Source organism: Roseovarius lutimaris (assembly GCF_900115165.1).
Lineage (GTDB): Bacteria > Pseudomonadota > Alphaproteobacteria > Rhodobacterales > Rhodobacteraceae > Roseovarius > Roseovarius lutimaris.
The window spans coordinates 167,667-186,911 of the sequence record NZ_FOVP01000007.1; the positions used below are offsets into that span (position 1 = coordinate 167,667).

At 59.6% G+C, this 19,245-nt stretch carries 16 protein-coding genes and 1 pseudogene; 7 read left to right on the plus strand and 10 right to left on the minus strand.

What is annotated here, in order from left to right; genetic code table 11:
• Position 1 precedes the first annotated feature (1 nt).
• Genes BMZ91_RS08080 through pdhA form a run of 3 tightly spaced genes read right to left on the minus strand, consistent with a single transcriptional unit; the run spans position 2 to position 3,747 of the window.
• Positions 2-1,333 (minus strand): pyruvate dehydrogenase complex dihydrolipoamide acetyltransferase, encoded by a 1,332-nt coding sequence (locus BMZ91_RS08080; protein WP_092836792.1) that lies wholly within the window; start codon positions 1,331-1,333, stop codon positions 2-4.
• A gap of 14 nt (positions 1,334-1,347) precedes the next feature.
• On the minus strand, positions 1,348-2,721 hold the full coding sequence (locus BMZ91_RS08085) for a pyruvate dehydrogenase complex E1 component subunit beta (RefSeq protein WP_092836795.1): 1,374 nt from the start codon (positions 2,719-2,721) through the stop codon (positions 1,348-1,350).
• A 15-nt stretch (positions 2,722-2,736) separates the two neighbouring features.
• Positions 2,737-3,747: a pyruvate dehydrogenase (acetyl-transferring) E1 component subunit alpha gene (gene pdhA, locus BMZ91_RS08090; protein WP_092836798.1), complete on the minus strand. Its 1,011-nt coding sequence runs from the start codon at positions 3,745-3,747 to the stop codon at positions 2,737-2,739.
• A gap of 289 nt (positions 3,748-4,036) precedes the next feature.
• On the opposite strand from pdhA, the gene BMZ91_RS08095 reads away from it, so the two are divergent.
• Entirely contained in the window at positions 4,037-4,360 is a 324-nt protein-coding gene (locus tag BMZ91_RS08095) for an RcnB family protein (protein WP_092836802.1), read from the plus strand.
• Positions 4,361-4,596: 236 nt separating this feature from the next.
• Here BMZ91_RS08095 and BMZ91_RS08100 read toward each other — a convergent pair whose 3' ends face one another.
• Together BMZ91_RS08100 and BMZ91_RS08105 are read right to left on the minus strand one after the other, a co-directional pair.
• A complete protein-coding gene (locus tag BMZ91_RS08100; protein WP_342741938.1) occupies positions 4,597-5,163 on the minus strand; it encodes an ABC transporter ATP-binding protein in 567 nt (188 codons plus the stop codon).
• A 30-nt stretch (positions 5,164-5,193) separates the two neighbouring features.
• On the minus strand, positions 5,194-6,114 hold the full coding sequence (locus BMZ91_RS08105) for a LysR family transcriptional regulator (RefSeq protein ID WP_092836905.1): 921 nt from the start codon (positions 6,112-6,114) through the stop codon (positions 5,194-5,196).
• A 131-nt stretch (positions 6,115-6,245) separates the two neighbouring features.
• Between BMZ91_RS08105 and BMZ91_RS08110 the strand changes: the two genes are divergently transcribed.
• Positions 6,246-7,469, plus strand: a complete 1,224-nt coding sequence (locus BMZ91_RS08110; protein ID WP_092836805.1) for an aminopeptidase P family protein — start codon at positions 6,246-6,248, stop codon at positions 7,467-7,469.
• On the opposite strand, the gene BMZ91_RS08115 is transcribed toward BMZ91_RS08110, so the two are convergent.
• From BMZ91_RS08115 to BMZ91_RS08135, 5 genes are all read right to left on the minus strand, one after another.
• On the minus strand, positions 7,459-8,514 hold the full coding sequence (locus BMZ91_RS08115; RefSeq protein WP_177193818.1) for a D-cysteine desulfhydrase family protein: 1,056 nt from the start codon (positions 8,512-8,514) through the stop codon (positions 7,459-7,461). The two genes, BMZ91_RS08110 and BMZ91_RS08115, sit on opposite strands and share 11 nt — an antisense overlap.
• 10 nt (positions 8,515-8,524) lie before the next feature.
• Entirely contained in the window at positions 8,525-9,256 is a 732-nt protein-coding gene (locus BMZ91_RS08120; RefSeq protein ID WP_092836811.1) for an amino acid ABC transporter ATP-binding protein, read from the minus strand.
• Positions 9,253-9,909: an amino acid ABC transporter permease gene (locus BMZ91_RS08125; RefSeq protein ID WP_092836813.1), complete on the minus strand. Its 657-nt coding sequence runs from the start codon at positions 9,907-9,909 to the stop codon at positions 9,253-9,255. Before BMZ91_RS08125 ends, BMZ91_RS08120 begins: the two co-directional genes overlap by 4 nt.
• The gene (locus BMZ91_RS08130) at positions 9,909-10,631 is read right to left on the minus strand and encodes an amino acid ABC transporter permease (RefSeq protein ID WP_092836816.1); all 723 of its coding nucleotides are present in this window, start codon (positions 10,629-10,631) and stop codon (positions 9,909-9,911) included. The genes BMZ91_RS08125 and BMZ91_RS08130 overlap by 1 nt, the downstream gene beginning before the upstream one ends.
• 72 nt (positions 10,632-10,703) lie before the next feature.
• The gene (locus BMZ91_RS08135; protein WP_092836819.1) at positions 10,704-11,591 is read right to left on the minus strand and encodes an amino acid ABC transporter substrate-binding protein; all 888 of its coding nucleotides are present in this window, start codon (positions 11,589-11,591) and stop codon (positions 10,704-10,706) included.
• A gap of 203 nt (positions 11,592-11,794) precedes the next feature.
• Between BMZ91_RS08135 and BMZ91_RS08140 the strand changes: the two genes are divergently transcribed.
• From BMZ91_RS08140 to BMZ91_RS08165, 5 genes and pseudogenes are all read left to right on the plus strand, one after another.
• Complete coding sequence (locus BMZ91_RS08140; protein WP_092836822.1) at positions 11,795-12,715, plus strand: LysR family transcriptional regulator; 921 nt, start codon at positions 11,795-11,797, stop codon at positions 12,713-12,715.
• 375 nt (positions 12,716-13,090) lie between these two features.
• Positions 13,091-15,745, plus strand: a complete 2,655-nt coding sequence (gene aceE / locus BMZ91_RS08150) for a pyruvate dehydrogenase (acetyl-transferring), homodimeric type (protein WP_092836829.1) — start codon at positions 13,091-13,093, stop codon at positions 15,743-15,745.
• A gap of 23 nt (positions 15,746-15,768) precedes the next feature.
• A complete protein-coding gene (gene aceF / locus BMZ91_RS08155; protein WP_092836832.1) occupies positions 15,769-17,025 on the plus strand; it encodes a dihydrolipoyllysine-residue acetyltransferase in 1,257 nt (418 codons plus the stop codon).
• Between the two features lie 12 nt (positions 17,026-17,037).
• The gene (lpdA, locus tag BMZ91_RS08160; protein ID WP_092836835.1) at positions 17,038-18,765 is read left to right on the plus strand and encodes a dihydrolipoyl dehydrogenase; all 1,728 of its coding nucleotides are present in this window, start codon (positions 17,038-17,040) and stop codon (positions 18,763-18,765) included.
• A gap of 58 nt (positions 18,766-18,823) precedes the next feature.
• Positions 18,824-19,245: pseudogene (locus BMZ91_RS08165) on the plus strand (Re/Si-specific NAD(P)(+) transhydrogenase subunit alpha); the annotation flags it as partial.

Below are 19,245 nucleotides of genomic sequence, written 5' to 3' on the forward strand. Positions count from 1 at the left end.
TTCAGGCCAGCATGACCATCGGGTTTTCCAGATTTTCGACGATCTGGTTCAAAAGATCGGCGCCCATTGCGCCGTCAATCACCCGGTGATCGACACTTAGCGTGACCGACATGACTGTGGCCACGGCCAGCTCTCCGTCGCTGCCGACAACGGGCTGCTTCTTGCCCGCACCGACCGCCAGGATCGCGCCATGCGGCGGGTTGATCACCGCGTCGAAATTGTCGATGCCGAACATGCCGAGGTTGGAAATCGCGAAAGTACCGCCCTGATATTCCTGCGGCGCAAGCTTGCGGTCGCGGGCGCGGGCAGCGAGGTCTTTCATCTCGGTCGAGAGCGCCGAGAGCGATTTCATCTCGGCATCCTTGAGGACCGGCGTGAACAGCCCGCCCTCGATCGCCACGGCCACCGCCACATCCGAGGGTTTCAGCTTGAGCACCTTGTCGCCTGCCCAGACCGCATTGGCATCCGGCACCGCCTGGAGCGCAAGCGCACAGGCCTTGATGATGAAGTCATTCACCGAGAGTTTGACGCTGCGCGCTTCAAGCTGTTTGTTCAGCTCAGCCCGGAATTTCATCAGCGCATCGAGCTTGATATCGCGGCGCAAATAGAAATGCGGCACTGTCTGTTTGGCCTCGGTCAGGCGCGCGGCGATTGTCTTGCGCATCCCGTCAAGCTTGACCTCTTCATAGTCGCGATCCTGATACATCGCCATGACCGCATCCGAGGACGGGCCAGAGGCCGCCGCCGCCGGGGCAGGGGCCTTGTCGGTAGATTTCGCGGTCTCTTTCGTTGATGCGGCGGAGGGCTTGGCGCTCTCCACATCCGCCTTGACGATCCGGCCATGCGGGCCAGAGCCGGAAATACCGGCAAGATCAACGCCCTTGTCGGCGGCAATCCGGCGCGCGAGGGGCGAGGCGAAGATACGCCCGCCATCACCGTCAGTCGGCGCTGCGGGCGCCTTGGTCTGGGGGGTGTCAGGCGCGGGTTTGTTGCTGTCGCCCGTCTCGGGCTTTTCCGCCGCTTCGGACTTTGGCGAGGCGGCCTCGCCCGAGGCCGAAGAGCCGCCAGCCTCGATGTCATCGGCGCTTTCACCCTCTTCCAGAAGCACGGCGATGGCGGTGTTCACTTTCACGCCCTCACTGCCCTCTTCGATCAGGATCTTGCCGATCGTGCCTTCATCGACGGCCTCGAATTCCATCGTGGCCTTGTCGGTTTCAATCTCGGCCAGAAGGTCGCCGGAACTGACCGTGTCGCCCTCTTTGACAAGCCATTTGGCAAGGGTGCCCTCTTCCATGGTGGGGGACAGGGCGGGCATCAGAATTTCAATTGGCATCGCTCTATGTCTCCTTACCGATAGGTCACTTGGCGCACGGCATCGAGCACCTCATCCACGGATGTCAGCGCCAGCTTTTCAAGGTTGGCTGCATAGGGCATGGGCACATCCTTGCCGGTGCAGTTGATGACAGGCGCGTCAAGATAATCAAATGCGCGCTCCATCAGGGTGGCCGAGATGTGGTTGCCAATCGAGGCCACCGGCCAGCCTTCCTCGACAGTGACACAGCGGTTGGTCTTCATCACGCTGGCAATCACCGTGTCATAATCAAGCGGGCGCAGGGTGCGCAGGTCGATCACCTCGGCGCTGACGCCGTCTTCGGCAAGCTTGTCCGCCGCCTCAAGCGCATAGGTCATGCCGATGCCAAAGCTGACGATGGTCACGTCAGAACCCTCGCGCCAGATCTTGGCCTTGCCGAAGGGAATGGTGAAATCATCCAGTTTCGGCACCTCGAAGGAGCGCCCGTAGAGGATTTCGTTTTCAAGGAAAATCACCGGGTTCGGGTCGCGGATCGCCTGTTTCAAAAGACCCTTGGCACAGGCCGCCGAATAGGGCTGTACCACCCTCAGGCCCGGAATTTGCGCGTACCAGGCCGCGTAATCCTGGCTGTGCTGGGCGCCGACACGGGCGGCGGCACCGTTGGGGCCGCGAAACACGATTGGACAGCCCATTTGCCCGCCGGACATATAAAGCGTCTTGGCGGCAGAGTTGATGATCTGGTCAATCGCCTGCATGCCAAAGTTCCAGGTCATGAATTCGACAATTGGACGCAGGCCGCCAAAGGCCGCGCCAACCCCGATCCCGGCAAAGCCATGCTCGGTGATCGGCGTGTCGATCACCCGCTTGCCGCCGAATTCTTCCAGCAGGTTCTGGGTGATCTTGTAGGCGCCCTGATATTCGGCCACCTCTTCGCCCATGATAAAGACCGTCGGATCGTCGCGCATTTCCTCGGCCATGGCGGCGTTGAGAGCCTCGCGCACGGTCTTGGTTTCCATCTCGGTGCCCTCGGGCCAGTCGGGGCTTGTGTCGGCCTTCGGCGCCTCGGGCGCTTTGGCCTCGGCGGGGGCGGATTTTTTCGGGGCTGGGGCCTCGTCTTCCGGCGCGCTTTCCGGGGTGGCGACGCTTTCGATGTCGTCGGCGCTTTCGCCCTCTTCCAGAAGCACGGCGATGGCGGTGTTGACTTTCACGCCCTCGGTGCCCTCTTCGATCAGGATCTTGCCGATGGTGCCTTCATCGACGGCCTCGAATTCCATCGTGGCCTTGTCGGTCTCAATCTCGGCCATGATATCGCCGCTCTTGACGCTATCGCCTTCCTTGACCAGCCATTTTGCCAATGTGCCTTCTTCCATCGTCGGAGAGAGGGCGGGCATCAAAATTTCGGTTGCCATGGGTGTCTCTCCTTCTCAGGCGTTCTGCGGCGCCGTATCGGCGTAAATATCGGTCCAAAGCTCTTCGGCGGCGGGCACCGGGCTGTCCTTGGCAAATTCGGCACTGGCGTTGACGATCTCCTTGATCTCCTTGTCGATCGCCTTGAGATCGTCCTCGCTGGCATGGCTACCCGAGAGCAGCAGGTCGCGCACATGCTCGATCGCGTCTTTCTCGTCGCGCATCTTCTGGACCTCTTCGCGGGTGCGGTACTTGGCCGGGTCCGACATCGAATGGCCGCGATAGCGGTAGGTCTTGATTTCAAGGATATAAGGGCCCTTGCCCGAGCGGCAATGCGCCACGGCCTTTTCGCCGGCCTCTTTCACGGCCAGAACATCCATGCCATCCACGGCCTCGCCGGGAATGCCGAAAGCCTCGCCGCGGGTGTAGATATCCGGGCTCGAGGTCGAGCGTTTCTGCGAGGTGCCCATGGCATACTGGTTGTTCTCGATGACGAAGATCACCGGCAAATCCCAGAGCGCGGCCATGTTGAAGGTCTCATAGACCTGCCCCTGGTTGGCGGCGCCATCGCCGAAATAGGTGAATGTCACGCGGCCGTTTTCGTTGTATTTATCGGCAAAGGCCAGACCGGCGCCAAGCGGCACATTCGCCCCGACGATGCCATGCCCGCCGTAGAAATGCTTTTCCTTGCTGAACATATGCATCGAGCCGCCCTTGCCGCGGCTATAGCCACCCTCGCGGCCCGTAAGTTCGGCCATCACGCCTTTGGGGTCCATGCCACAGGCCAGCATATGGCCGTGATCACGATAGGTGGTGATGCGTTTGTCGCCGTCTTCGGCGGCGGCCTCAAGACCGACAACCACCGCTTCCTGACCAATATAAAGGTGACAAAAACCGCCGATCAAACCCATGCCGTAAAGCTGGCCGGCCTTTTCCTCGAATCGGCGGATCAGCAGCATATCGCGGTAAAATGTCTTGAGTTCATCGGCAGAAACGTTTGGTTTCTTTGTGCTTTTTCGGGCAGCCATGGGCGGGCGACTCCTTGTTTGCAAATATAGTTTAGCGTTAAACTATTTAATACACGATCAACGCGCCCCTGACGAGGGCGAATTTCGCCTCTTGGCGCAGATCGGCCTGTCTGAAGGTAAAACAGCAATGCGTGTGGTCGGTGCAATGGGTTCCGGCTGTGTGTCTTCGGGTTTTTGGACGTCACGGTCCGAACGTGACCGTGCTCTGATCTCCGATAGATTCAAAATATTTGCGACAGATATTTGCCGACCATGCGTTGAATGAATATCGAACATAAGGAATGACCCAATGCAGAACTTAATGAAACGATGCGCAACTGTCTTTGTTTTGGCTACCGTAGCCGTGCCCGTAGTGACGATGCCGGCCATGGCGGACAGAGCAGGTGCAAAGTACAACTCCCATGGCCACGGTGCCAAAGTGAAAGCGCCGAAAGTGAAACGCCATAGGCATGCGATTGGTCACCGTTTCCGGAAACAGGATGTGATCGTTGTCAGAGATTGGCGAGCCCGTGGCCTTCCGCGTCCCGGTCGCAATGAAGTTTACGTCGTAAACGGCAGCGACCTTTACCTGGCGACCGCTGCAACGCTTGTCATTAGGGCATTGCTCGACTGAGACGCACCCAGATCATCTGGTCGGGCGACGAAAGGCAGCTTGTCCCGGCGGTTTCAACGAGTCGCTGCAACACTTTAAGCTCTTTGGAAAGATGGAGTGTTGATCATGAAGTACCGGACGCGGACGTTTTAATCGGATAAACAGAAGTCGGAGATGTGGGATCCCCGCAAGTGCCAATGCAGCGGTGAGTGCTGTCAGTTTCATGTTCATCTCCTCCCTGAGATTTCCGTTATATTTCAGTGACCCAAATGGGCCTTTGCGACACTTGGATGGGATCGTAGCTCTTCTCCGGTGCCGCTTAGAACGATCTCACCGGCCTCGAACAAATAGACGCGATCCGCCAGGCGCAGCGCCATGGCCGGGTTCTGCTCGACCAGCAGGATGGTTTTGCCCACCTCCTTGATCCGCTTGATGGTTTTGCCGACCTCGGCCACGATCTTGGGGGCAAGGCCAAGCGAGAGCTCGTCGAAAATGCAAAGCTTGGGCCGGACCATGAGCGCGCGGACAATGGCCAGCATTTCCTGCTCTCCGCCTGATAGGTTGCCGGCCGCCTGCGCCGCGCGGTCGCGCAGGATGGGAAACATATCCATCATCTCGTCAAGATCGCTGGCCTGATCGGCATCGCTGCGGGTAAAGGGCCCCATCTTGAGGTTTTGCAGCGTCGTCATCTGCGGAAAGACCTGACGGCCCTCGGGGCACATGGTGATGCCCGCCTTGACGATGGCATGGCCGCTTTGGTTGGCGATGTCTTGCCCCTCAAGCATGATCGTGCCCCTTGAGGTCGGCACCGGTCCGCACTTCACCGTGAGGTCAAAGGCAGGTTTTGCCTGGTGTCAGTTGGCGTTTTCCGCCCCCGGCAGCGCCTTTGCGCGCTCTGCCATGGCCCAATCGCAAAACACCTGCGCCTGTCGGTTGACCTGCTGGCGCGCCGAGGTGACAGAGAGCAAGTAATAGTCAAAACCGTCGGTCGTCGTCCGCTCGGAAAGCTGCACAAGTCGCCCCATGTCCAGATCGGCCTGCACCATGGCCAAAGGGCAAAGCGCCGCGCCCTGACCGGATAGCGCGGCCGCGCGCAGCAGATTGAAATCCTCAAAGGTCGCCCCGGTAAAGACAGCGGTGTCGCTCGTATCGCGCCTCTGCATCCAACCCGCCCAGCCCGAGGCATCGCCGTCATGCAGCAACCCGAGGCGCAGGATATCCTGATCGGTTTGCGCGCGGCCCCCAGAGCCCCGGAGTAAGGCGGGGCTACAGACCGGCACGCTTTCTCCGCCAAGGAAGAACTGACTTTTGACATTCGAAACCCTCGGCGCGCCTTTCGAGAAGACAAAGGCGAGATGGACATCCTGAAAATTGATGTCCTGGCCGTGCAGGGCATAAACGATACGGGTCTCGATGTCGGGGTGGGCGGCCCTGAACCGGCTCAGCCGCGGGATGAGCCAGCACATGGCAATCGACGGAATAGCCGCAATAACAAGGGCCTGCCCGGTGCTTTGGCTGCGCGCCCGTTGGCAGGCGGCCTCGATCTCGGTGAATGACAGCGACAGGCTATGGGCCAGATCCATGGCGTGCGGCAAAAGCCGTGTCCGGTTTCCCTCGCGCTCGAAAAGCGGCTGGCCAAGCCAGTCTTCGACATTGCGAATCTGATGGCTGACGGCCGATTGGGTGACGCAAAGCGCATCCGCCGCCGCCCGGAACGACCCAAATCGTGCCACCGCTTCAAAGGCCCGAAGCGCGGTCAGGGGAGGGGCGCGCATGTCTGCCACCATAGCATTAGAAAATCTAATGCTACTGTGAAATATGATCTTTTGACAAGTCCGGTGATTCAGGGCCTTTTTGCGAACGCAGCGGGGTCAGTTTCGGCCCAAGAGGTTTTCAGGAGGATCCGATGGAACGCGAACGGTTGCAGACCTATGTAGATAACGGCGAAAAAGCAGTCCCGACGTTTTCGGACGCCGAAATGAATCGTCGCCTGAGCGCAATTCGCGGCTATATGGCAGAGGCTAAAATTGATGCGGCCCTGTTCAGCAGCTATCATTGCATCAATTATTATTCCGACTTCCTCTATTGCGCTTTCGGGCGTCGTTACGGGCTTTTGGTCGATCACGATATCTCAACCTCGATCAGCGCCGGCATTGATGGCGGCCAGCCGTGGCGCCGCACCTCGGGCGGCAGGAATGTGACCTATACCGATTGGCAGAAGGATAACTATTTTCATGCTATCCGCAGCCTGACCGGCGGCGTCAAGCGGCTCGGGATTGAGTTTGACCACATCACTATCGACACGCTGAACCTGTTGAAATCGGAATTCCCGAATATGGAATTTGTCGATATCGCCGCCGCCTCGATGCGGTTGCGGATGATCAAATCGGCCGAGGAAATCGCGCATATCACCAAGATGACCCGGATTGCCGACATCGGTGGGGCGGCCTGTGTCGAGGCGATTGGCGTCGGCGTTCCCGAGCACGAGGTGGCGCTGCATTCCACCGCCACGATGGTGCGCGAGATTGCCAGGGTCTGGCCAGAGGGCGAGTTGCTCGACACCTGGACATGGTTCCAGTCGGGCATCAACACCGATGGCGCACATAACCCTGTGACCAGCCGCAAGATCGAAAAGGGCGATATCCTGTCGCTCAACTGTTTCCCGATGGTTGCCGGCTATTACGTCGCGCTTGAGCGCACGCTGTTCTCGGAAGAGGCCAGCGACGAGCATATCCGCCTGTGGAACATCAACTGTGCCGTGCATAATCGCGGCAAGGAGTTGCTGGCTCCGGGCGCCAAATGCAGCGATATTGCGAAAGAACTCAACGAAATGTATGCCGCCGAGAACCTGCTGCAATACCGCAGCTTTGGCTATGGTCATTCATTCGGTGTGCTCTGCCATTATTATGGCCGCGAGGCCGGGCTTGAGCTGCGCGAAGATTGCGACACCGTGCTGGAGCCGGGCATGGTCGTCTCAATGGAGCCGATGATCACGGTCCCGAACCACCTTGCGGGGGCGGGCGGGTATCGCGAGCATGACATTCTTGTCATCACCGACGACAACAACGCGGGCAACACCAATATCACCGGCTTTGCCTATGGTCCCGAGCATCTGATCGTCAAGTCGTGACGCCTGCAAGCAGATCGGCCTGATAGGCGAAAATCGCGGGCAATCCACCGGTGTGAATGAACACCACCGAGTGCCCGCGCGCGATCATACCCCGCTCGGTCAGGGCGATCAGCCCCGCGAGGGCACGCCCGGTATAGACCGGATCGACAAGCAGACCCTCATCAAGGGCGGCATATCTGATCGCATCCCTGACGCTGGCGTTCATCTGGCCATAGCCCGGATGCAACGTGCTGTCATCGACCCTGATATCGGACTGTCTGACCGCGTAATCCGAGCCAAGCATGCGGCAAATCTCGGTTGTGCGGGTCAGAATGCGGGCCGCCTGATCCTGCGCCGGGCGGCGCACGCAAATGCCATGCACCGCAACATCCCAGCCGATGGCCCGTGCCCCGGCGAGAAATCCGGCATGGGTCAAGCCGCTGCCGGAGCCCAGAACGACGTGATCGGGCCACTGGCCGCGCGATTGATACTGAAGGTACATTTCGGCGGCGGCGCGGGCATAGCCAAGCCCACCAAGCGGCGGATGATCGGTGCCAAGGTGGATCACGAAGGGCGATTTTCCCGCGCGGCGCAGATCGCCTGCGATGGCATCGAGATTGGCGTCGGCGGCGGCTTCGTTTTGGTCGCCGGCGTAAGGATAGATCGTCGCGCCCAATAGTTGGTTGAGCAAGACATTGCCCGACTGAAGATAGGCGGCGTCATCCTTGGGCACGCGCTTTTCAAGTTGGATATGCGGCTCCAGCCCAAGTTTGCGCGCGCTGGCGGCACAAAGGCGCACGAAATTCGACTGGACCGCGCCGGTGATCAGAACGCTGTCGGCGTTTTGGGCAAGCGCCTCGCCGAAGTAATATTCCAACTGACGGACCTTGTTACCGCCCATGGCGACCGGCAACAGGTCATCGCGCTTGACCTCAAGGGAAATCCCGAGCCGTTTGCCAAGCCGGGGCAGGGGGTCGATCTCGGGGGGCACGGAAAACAGCGCCGCCCTCGGGTACTTCGCAAGGGCGGGCAACAGATCAAGTTCGCTCTGGTCTGGTTTGGTCATGGGCGTTCCGTCAGTGGTTGAGGATTTTCGAGAGGAACTCTTGCGCCCGTTCGCTGCGCGGCGAGCCAAAGAAATCCGTTGAGGTTGCATCTTCGACTATCTCGCCGTGATCCATGAACACCACCCTGTCGGCGACCTTGCGGGCAAACCCCATTTCATGGGTGACGACCATCATCGTCATGCCGTCCTTGGCAAGCCCGACCATCACATCAAGTACCTCGTTGATCATCTCAGGGTCAAGAGCCGAGGTCGGCTCGTCAAACAGCATCGCCATCGGTTCCATCGCAAGGCCACGGGCAATCGCCACCCGCTGTTGCTGACCGCCCGAAAGCTGTGAGGGGTATTTACTGGCCTGTTCGGCAAGGCCGACCCGATCCAGAAGGGCAAGCGCCTTGGTCTCGGCCTCGGCGGGGCGGCGGCCCAGCACCTTGATCTGGCCAAGCTTGATATTCTCGGTCACGTTCATATGCGGGAACAGCTCGAAGTTCTGAAACACCATGCCGATTTTCGAGCGCATCCTGTCAAGGTTGGTCGATTTGGCGGTGATGCTGGTGCCCGCCACGGTGATTTCGCCGCTGTTGATCGGTTCAAGCCCGTTCACCGTCTTGATCAGCGTGCTTTTGCCCGAACCGGACGGCCCGCAAACCACGATGACCTCGCCCTTGGCAACGCTCAGGCTACAATCCTTGAGCACCTGAAAGGTCTTTCCGTACCATTTGTTGACGGATTTCATCTCAATCATGTTGCGAGCCTTTTTTGCAGGAAGCGGACGCCCATTGAGGCGACGAAACAGAAGGTGAAATAGACCACCGCAACAAACAGGAACATCTCGACCAGTTTCTGATCGCGGTTGGCGACGATTTCGGCGCTGACAAGAAAGTCGCGCAGTCCGACCACGTAGACAAGCGAGGTGTCCTGAAACAGGATGATCGCCTGGGTCAGCAGGATCGGCGTCATCGCGCGAAACGCCTGTGGCAGCACGATATAGCGCATGCTTTGCCCATAAGTGAGGCCGATGGCGCGCGCCGCCGCAAGCTGACCGGGGCGCACCGAATTGATGCCGGCGCGGATGATTTCAGAGTAATAGGCGGCCTCGAACATGATGAAGGCGACCAGCACCGAGGAAAACGCCCCGACCGGCCGCCCGAGGATCAGCGGCACCAGAAAGAACAGCCAGAAGATCACCAGGATAAGCGGAAGCGAGCGGAAAAAGTTGACATAAGCGGCGGCGATCTGGGCCAGAACCGGCACTTTGGCAATGCGCAGCAAGGCCAGGAACGTGCCAAGGACAATGCCGCCGACAATCGCAAGGCCGGTCAGCAGGAAGGTCATTTTCATGCCTTCCCACAAGAGCGATGAATTGGCGGGAATCACAGAGAAATCAAGGTCGAACATCACGCGGCCCCTTTCGAGAATGTGCCGGGCAGGGCGGTGCGTCGATCGACCTGACGCATGATCGCCATCACGGTGAAGGTCACCAGCGAATAGACGATGGTGGCGGCGGTAAAGGCCTCGAACCCCTGAAAGGTGTATTCCTCGATCTGGCGGGTCATCGCGGTCAGTTCGACCACGCCGATGGTCAGCGCCAGAGAGGATTGCTTGAAGATTGTCAGAAATTCGCTGGTGAGCGGCGGGATGATGATGCGATAGGCATTGGGCAGCAGGATATAGCGATAGACCTGGACTTCGGTCATGCCGATGGCGCGCCCGGCCTGACGCTGGCCGGGGCCGACGGCCTCGATGCCCGAGCGGACCTGTTCGCAGACCCGCGAGGCGGTATAAAGCCCGATGGCGACCACGGCTGTGGTCAGCGCCGGAAACGGCATGTCGCGCTTGACCCACCGCGACCAGTCTTCGGGCAAAAGCTCGGGGAAGACGAAATACCACAGGAACAGCTGTACCAAGAGCGGGATATTGCGGAAAATCTCGACATAGGTGGTGGCAAGGGCGCGCAACACCGGGCTGCTTGCGGTGCGAAACACCCCGAGGGCCGAGCCAAGCGAAAAGGCAATGATCCAGGCCAGAAGCGAGATCGCCAGCGTCCAGCCAAGCCCCTCGATGATCCAGCCAAGATAGGGGTCGCGGAGCAAAACGCCCCAGTCCCAGTTATAGTTCATGCGATCCCCCGGTCTTTTCTGGTGACGGGGCGGAACATGATCCGCCCCGCCCGATAGAGTGGTTGCGCGCGCCTATTCGGGCAGGGCCTGAATTTCAAAGGCGGTGCGCAGCGTGTCGGAGAGCGGCATGTTGATATTGGTCGGGCCGGGTTCGAACCACTTGGCATAGATTTCCGCCATTTCGCCCGAGCGCATGAGCCCGGCCATTGTCACGCGACCCAGACGTTCAAAGGTTGAATCGTTGCGCTGCACCATAAGGGCATAGGGGTCAAACGACAGGTAGCGGCCGGTAACATGATAGGCCGACGGGTCGGAGGCCTTTGAAATCAGACCATAAAGCAGCACGTCATCCGAGCCATAGGCATCAATGCGGTCGGTTTCCAGCGCCAGCCATCCCTGGCTGTGGTCTTTGACCGGCACGATCTTGATATCCAGATCTTTCGCCTCGATCGCGGCCTTGATCGCCTTTTCGTTGGTCGTGCCCGAGGCAAGGCCGATGATCTTGCCACTCATGTCTTCCAGCTCGGTAATACCCGAGCCGACCTTCGAGGCAATCTTGGTGCCGGTAATGAAGGTGGTGGGCAGATATTCAACCTGCAACTGGCGGGTCAAGTTGTTGGTGGTCGATCCGCATTCGATGTCAATCGTGCCATTCGCGATCAGCGGGATGCGGGTCTGGCCGGTGACCGGAACATAGCGGACCTCAAGCTTGCCGCCGCCAAGCTGCTCCTCGATGGCCTCGACGATCTTGAGGCAGAGGTCGATGGAATAGCCGACCGGCTCGTTGTTCTCGCCGATATAGGAAAACGGGATCGAGGTTTCGCGGTGGCCGATGCTGACCGTGCCGCGTTCCTGAATGCGTTGAAGTGTCGGGCTGTCGCCGGCATCCGCAAAGGCCGGCGCCGCAAGGCCGACGGCCGTGGCCGCCGCCGCCGCAAGCATCTTTAGTCGAAGGTTCATTGTTGGTATCTCCCCTTTGTTGGTTTTTGTCCATTAAGACCGCAGGCGCCCAAACAGGCAAATGATGACATCGCAAAGTCGGCATGCCGGATCACCCCCCGGTCGGAATCGGATTGGTTTGCCTAAAATCAATGCAAGGCCCGCAGTTTAAAAGCGTTAATAATGCAATCTAATATGCACAAACCGCATGCTATGGTGGGGCCATGGATAAAAACGCGATTCTCGACCTTCTTGCCCTGATCCGCACCGGAAGCATCTCGCTTGCGGCGCAGACCCGAAATGCGTCGCAGTCGGGCTATTCGCGGCGGCTTCAGGCGCTGGAGCATCTTCTTGGGGCAGAGCTAGTTGATCGCACGCGGCGGCCATCGGGGCCAACGGCGTTTCTCAAGGCTCAGAAACTGGAACTTGAAACCGGGCTTGTGGCGATGAACCGCCTGGCCGATGCTTTTGCGGTTGAACCGTTCGAGCCGCTCAGGCTTGCAGCGCTACATTCCATCTCGGCCAATATTCTGCCTCGTGCGCTTGCGGCGCTGGATGAGGTGATGGCGGTGCATGACATTCGTTTACGCTCGGCCAATCTTGAATCCTGTTTTCAGATGCTGATGACGGAAGAGGTCATCGCCGCGCTGTTTTATGAAACCGAAGCAAGGCGCCTTAACCCGCCGCGCGATTTTGTGCAGCGCACCACGGTTGGGCGTGACGGTTTTATTCCTGTCTGTGCGCCCGAATATATTGCCAGGCTCAAGGACAAGATCGCCGGTGACGATCCCTTGCCGCTGATCATTTACCCGTCTGAGGTGTTCATGGGTGATCTGACACGATCATCGCTCTTGCCGACCCTTCCGTTCAAGGTGTCGATGAAGCTGGTCTCGGGCCTGACGCAGACGATTCAGAAAAGCATCAAATGCGGATTGGGCGTTGGTTGGCTGCCGATGACGGCCCTCACAGAGGATTTACGCACCGGGCATCTGGTGCAAATCACGGATCTGGGGTTTCCCAGGGCCGAGCTTGACCTGACGGTCCTGCGGCTGCGCACCAAGAGCTTTGCGGAATTCAAGCCGACCATTGACGCGATATGCCAGGAGATTTCTGATATCTTGCAGCGAGGCAATACCGCGTCGTGATGTTCGGCATGATGGGACCCCCGGCTTTTCTTGAGGGTTTATCTGACACGCTCGCTGTCTCCGCCGGGTGCGACAGGTGCGGCTTTACTATGATCCTGTCCTGTGCCACGCTCAACGTCAGGATTACAGTGTTCGAAAAGGTGTCGATGTCAAAGTTCGCAAGGCGAAAAGGCTTGAACAATACGGCGCCGGATACCCGGTCGAGCAGGATATTGACCGCAATTCCCAAGGCAAAACCCGATATCGCGGCCGTTCACCGATCCGTTGATCCACCCAATTTCCTTAACTCCGGGCCGCGCTGAAATGCCCAAGCAAAAGCGCTATGCCTGACATCCCCGCCAGCAAGGGACAGATCATGACCAACGAGGTATTTCCATGAAAGATAGCAACGATATTGATCCGCTGGAGTCGCAGGAATGGCAGGAGGCCATTCAGGACGTTATCGAAAAAGACGGTGCGAACCGCGCGCATTTTCTGCTCGACAAGGCCGTACAACAGGCCCGTGCGGCCGGGGCGACGCTGCCGTTTTCCGCGACAACACCCTATCAGAACACCATCCCTGCGGATGACGAGCTTGAAATTCCCGGCGACATGGAAATGGAGTGGCGTATCCGCACGATCAACCGCTGGAACGCGATGGCGACGGTGGTGCGGCGCAACAAGGAAAGCAGCGAATATGGCGGGCATATCGCGTCTTTCGCCTCGTCCGCAGTCATGTATGACATCGGGCTCAATCACTTCTGGCGCTCGAAATCGGCAATCCACGGCGGTGACCTGGTGTTTTTCCAAGGCCATGTGATCCCCGGTATCTATGCGCGTTCCTTCATGGAAGGGCGGATATCTCAGGACCAGCTTGAGAGCTTTCGCTCCGAGGTGAGCGGCGGCGGCCTGTCGTCTTATCCGCACCCCTGGCTGATGCCCGATTATTGGCAGTTCCCGACCGTATCCATGGGCCTTGGCCCGCTGATGGCGATCTATCAGGCCCGGTTCATGAAATACATGCACAACCGGGGCCATATCGACATGGGTGACCGCAAGGTCTGGGCCTTCCTTGGTGACGGTGAGATGGACGAACCGGAAAGCCGCGGCGCGATTGACCTTGCCGCGCGCGAGGGCCTTGATAACCTGATCTTCGTGGTCAATTGCAACCTGCAACGGCTTGACGGGCCGGTGCGCGGCAACGGCAAGATCGTGCAGGAGCTTGAGGGCGATTTTCGCGGTGCCGGCTGGAACGTGATCAAGCTTCTGTGGGGCAAGGGCTGGGACGATCTGCTTGAGAACGATCATACCGGACGGCTCAAGCAATTGATGGATGAAACCGTCGACGGCGATTACCAGACGTTCAAATCCAAGGACGGGGCCTATATTCGCGAACATTTCTTTGGCAAATACCCAGAGACGGCGGCGCTTGTTGCCGATTGGTCGGACGATCAGATCTGGGCGCTGCGCCGGGGCGGGCATGATCCGCAAAAGGTCTATACCGCCTTCAAGAAGGCCAGCGACACCAAGGGCCAGCCGACATGCCTGTTGATCAAAACGGTCAAGGGCTATGGCATGGGCACCGCTGGCGAGGGGCAGAACATCACCCATTCGGCCAAGAAATTCGCCGACAACCAGCTGCGTGATTTCCGCGACCGGTTCAAGATTCCGGTCTCGGATGAGGACCTGCTGAACGCGCCCTTCGTGTCGCTGAACAATGCGCAAAAGGCCTATCTGGCGGATCGGCGCAGCGCTCTGGGTGGGGAGTTTCCCAAGCGGAGCTGGCGCGATGTGCCCAAGCTCGAAATCCCCGCGCTGTCCAAGTTCGAGGCACAGCTGAAGGGCACAGGCGATCGTGAAATCTCGACCACGATGGCCTATGTGCGCATCCTGACGACCTTGCTGCGCGACAAGACCATCGGTAAATTCGTCGTTCCCATCGTGCCGGATGAAAGCCGCACTTTCGGGATGGAGGGGCTGTTTCGCAGCGCGGGTATCTATAACCCGCTTGGCCAGAACTATACGCCCCAGGATGCCGATCAGATGATGTTCTACAAGGAAACCACCGATGGGCAGGTTTTGCAGGAAGGCATCAACGAGGCCGGCGCGATGGCCGACTGGATCGCGGCGGCGACGTCTTATTCCAACCACGGCGTGCCGATGATCCCGTTCTACATCTATTATTCGATGTTCGGTCATCAGCGCGTCGGCGATCTGGCATGGGCGGCGGGCGACAGCCGCGCGCGCGGCTTCCTGCTGGGCGCGACGGCGGGGCGCACCACGCTGAACGGCGAAGGTTTGCAGCACGAGGATGGCCACAGCCATATCCTTGCCGGCACGATCCCCAACTGCGTGACCTATGATCCGACCTTTAGCTATGAGCTGGCGGTGATCATGCACAACGGGTTGCAGCGGATGTTCGTCGATCAGGAAGACATCACCTTTTATCTGACCCTGATGAACGAAAACTACAGCCACCCCGATATGCCGATGGGGGCCGAAGAGGGCATCATCAAGGGCCTCTATCGTTTGCAGGACACCAAGAAACCGGGCAAGAAGCATGTCAATCTTATGGGCTCTGGCACGATCCTGGTGCAGGCGATCAAGGCGGCAGAGATGCTCAAGCAGGACTTTGGCGTCACCTCTGATATCTGGTCGGCCACCAGCATGAACGAGCTGGCCCGCGATGGTCAGGATGCGGCCCGCCACAACCGTCTGAACCCCCTGGGGGAAAAGCAGGTGCCTTATGTGACCCAGGCGCTGAGCAAGGCCAAGGGACCGGTGATTGCCGCGACCGATTACATGAAGAACTACGCCGAACAAATCCGGGCCTTTGTGCCAAACGCCTATACCGTTCTGGGCACGGATGGGTTTGGCCGGTCCGACAGCCGCGTGAACCTGCGCCGCTTTTTCGAGGTGGATGCAAATCACATCGCCGCGGCGGCCATGACCTCGCTTTTCGAGGCGGGGGCCATCACCAAGGGCGACATGCAATCCGCGCTTACCAAATATGACATTGACGGCACCAAGCCGAACCCACGGCTTGCCTGAGCAGCCGGGATAGGAGAAAATACATGACCATTGAAGTCACAGTTCCAGACATCGGCGATTTCGACAATGTGCCGGTCGTCGGCATTCTGGTGTCGGTCGGCGATAGCGTTGCCGCCGAAGATCCGCTGGTTGAGCTTGAAAGCGACAAGGCCACCATGGAGGTGCCAAGCCCCTCCGCCGGGGTCGTCAGGGAAATCAAGGTTGCCGAGGGCGACAGCGTTTCAAAAGGATCGCTGATCCTGATCCTGGACGCAGCCGGGGCAGGGGATGCGCCTGCACCCGCCGCCGCGCCCGCACCCACACCGGCTGCCGCCGCACCCGCACCGACGGCACCCGCCGCAGCCCCCGCGCCGGTGACCGACGCCGGATTTGGCAAGGCGCATGCCTCGCCTTCGATCCGGGCCTTTGCCCGGACCCTGGACATTGATATTTCCAAGGTGAACGGCACCGGCCGCAAGGGCCGTATTCTGCGCGAGGACGTCACCAAGTATCTGAAATCAATGTCGGCGCCTGCGGGGGCGGCCGGGGGCGCACAGGGCGGCATGGGCATCCCGCCGATCCCGGTCGTGGATTTCTCGAAATTCGGCCCTGTCGAAGACGTTGAAATGCCCCGCATCAAAAAGCTCTCGGGCCCGGCGCTGCACCGGTCCTGGCTCAACATCCCGCATGTGACGCATAACGAAGAGGCGGATATCACCGATCTCGACAAGTACCGCAAGGAACTCGACACCCAGGCCAAGACCGAAGGCTATCGTGTGACGCTGCTCAGCTTTGTGATCAAGGCCTCTGTTTCGGCCCTCAAGCAGCATTGGGAGGTGAACTCCTCGGTACATCCCGACGGTGACAAGCTGATCAAGAAGGAGTTCTACAACATCGGATTTGCCGCCGATACGCCAAATGGGTTGATGGTGCCGGTGATCAAGGATGCCGACCGCAAGGGCCTTGTGCAGATTTCCAAGGAATTGGGCGATCTATCCGCCAAAGCCCGCGACGGCGCCTTGAAAAGCGCCGAGATGCAGGGCGCGACCTTTACCATTTCATCGCTTGGCGGGATTGGCGGTACGTCGTTCACCCCGATCGTGAATGCACCCGAAGTTGCAATCCTTGGCCTCACCCGGTCGAAAATCGCCCCGGTCTGGGACGGCGAGGCGTTTCAGCCGCGCAACATGCAGCCCCTGTCACTTAGCTATGACCACCGGGCGATTGATGGCGCGCTGGCCGCCCGCTTTTGTGCCACGTTGAAACATCTGCTCGGCGATGTACGCCGGCTGATGCTGTAAGGGGGCGGCGAGATGGATATCAAGGTTCCCGATATTGGCGACTTCGACGGCGTGCCTGTCGTCGGCATTCTGGTCTCGGTGGGTGACACTGTCGCCGTCGAAGACCCGCTGGTCGAACTGGAAAGCGACAAGGCCACCATGGAAGTGCCATCCCCGGTGGCGGGGGTGGTGAAAGAGATCAAGGTTGCGATGGGTGACAAGGTCTCTGAAGGCACGGTGATCGTCGTGCTGGACGCGGCCGAGGCGGCGGATGCGCCAAAGGCTGCGGAAGCGCCAGCTCCGGCGCCTGTTGCAACGGTCGCCACCGGCACCGCAAAAGGCCCCGGCGATATCCACGCCGAGGTCGTTGTTCTGGGCTCCGGCCCCGGCGGCTATACGGCGGCGTTCCGCGCGGCTGACCTTGGCAAGACCGTCGTCCTGATCGAGAAAAACCCAACCCTCGGCGGGGTTTGTCTGAACGTCGGCTGTATCCCGTCCAAGGCCTTGCTGCATGTGGCCAAGGTATTGACCGAGGCCGATGAAATGGCGGCGCATGGCGTTACATTTGCCAAGCCCAGGATTGATCTGGACGCGTTGCGCGCCTGGAAAGACGGCGTTGTGGGGCAGCTGACCGGCGGTCTGACCGGATTGGCCAAGGGCCGCAAAGTCACAACCCTGCGCGGGACGGGCAAATTCACCGGGCCGAACATGATCGAGGTCGCGGGCGAGGACGGCCCCAAAACGGTCAGCTTTGATCAATGCATCATCGCGGCGGGCTCCGAGCCGGTCGAGCTGCCGTTCATTCCGCATGACGACTCTCGCGTGCTTGACAGCACGGGGGCGTTGGAACTGGCCGATGTGCCAAAGCGCATGCTGATCCTTGGCGGCGGGATCATCGGTCTGGAAATGGCCTGTGTCTACGATGCGCTTGGATCAAAGATCACCGTGGTCGAATTCATGGATCAACTGATGCCGGGCGCGGATAAGGACATGGTCAAGCCGTTGCAGACCCGGATTGCCAAGCGCTATGAGAACATCCTTCTGAAGACCAAGGTCACCGCGATGGAGGCCCAGAAAAAGGGGCTCAAGGTCACTTTCGAGAACGACAAAGGTGAGGTCAGCACCGATACCTTCGATAAGGTTCTGGTGTCGGTCGGTCGCCGACCGAATGGCAAGAAAATAAATGCCGAGGCCGCAGGTGTCGCGGTGGATGAGCGCGGCTTTATCGCCGTCGACAACCAACAGCGCACAGGTGTGCCACATATCTTCGCCATCGGCGATGTGGTCGGCCAGCCGATGCTGGCGCATAAGGCCGTTCACGAAGGCAAGGTTGCCGCAGAGGTCTGTGCCGGTAAAAAGCGTGCCTTCGATGCGCTGGTGATCCCGTCTGTGGCCTACACCGATCCAGAGGTGGCTTGGGTTGGCATGACCGAAACCGAGGCCAAGGCCAAAGGGTTGAAAATCGGCAAGGGGGTGTTCCCATGGGCGGCGTCGGGGCGCGCGCTCTCGAATGCGCGCTCCGAGGGCATGACCAAGGTTCTGTTCGACCCGGCCGATGATCGCGTCGTCGGCGCCGCCATCGTCGGCACCAACGCCGGTGATCTGATCGCCGAGGTCGCCCTGGCAATCGAAATGGGCTGTGATGCCACCGATCTCGGCCACACCATCCACCCGCACCCGACATTGTCCGAGACGGTCAATTTTGCGGCCGAGATGTTTGAGGGCACGATCACCGATCTGATGCCGCCGAAAAAGCGCTAAAGCCTGGCACGCCGGGCGTCTTCAAGGGGCTCCATCATTTTGACAAAGGGACACAGCATTGAAGATCGGAACGCCTAGGGAAGTTATTGAGGGTGAGAATCGGGTTGGTATGACGCCTGAGTCAGCGTTGCAGTTGCAAAAGCTGGGGCATGTCTGCGCGATTGAGGCCGGGGCCGGTGTGGCGGCGGGGTTTTCGGATGAGGCCTATGCGGCGGCGGGGGTCGAGATCATCAAGACCGCGGCGGCGCTGTGGAAGGCGAGCGATATCGTCGCCAAGGTGCGGGTGCCGACCGACACCGAGGTCAAGCGGCTGCGCGAGGGCCAGACGCTGATTTCCTTCTTCAACCCCGGCGGCAACGAAAAACAGCTCAAACAGGCGGCCGACAAGGGCGCGACCGTGGTGGCGATGGAAATGGTGCCACGGATCAGCCGCGCCCAGAAGATGGATGCGCTGAGCTCGATGGCCAATATCGCCGGTTA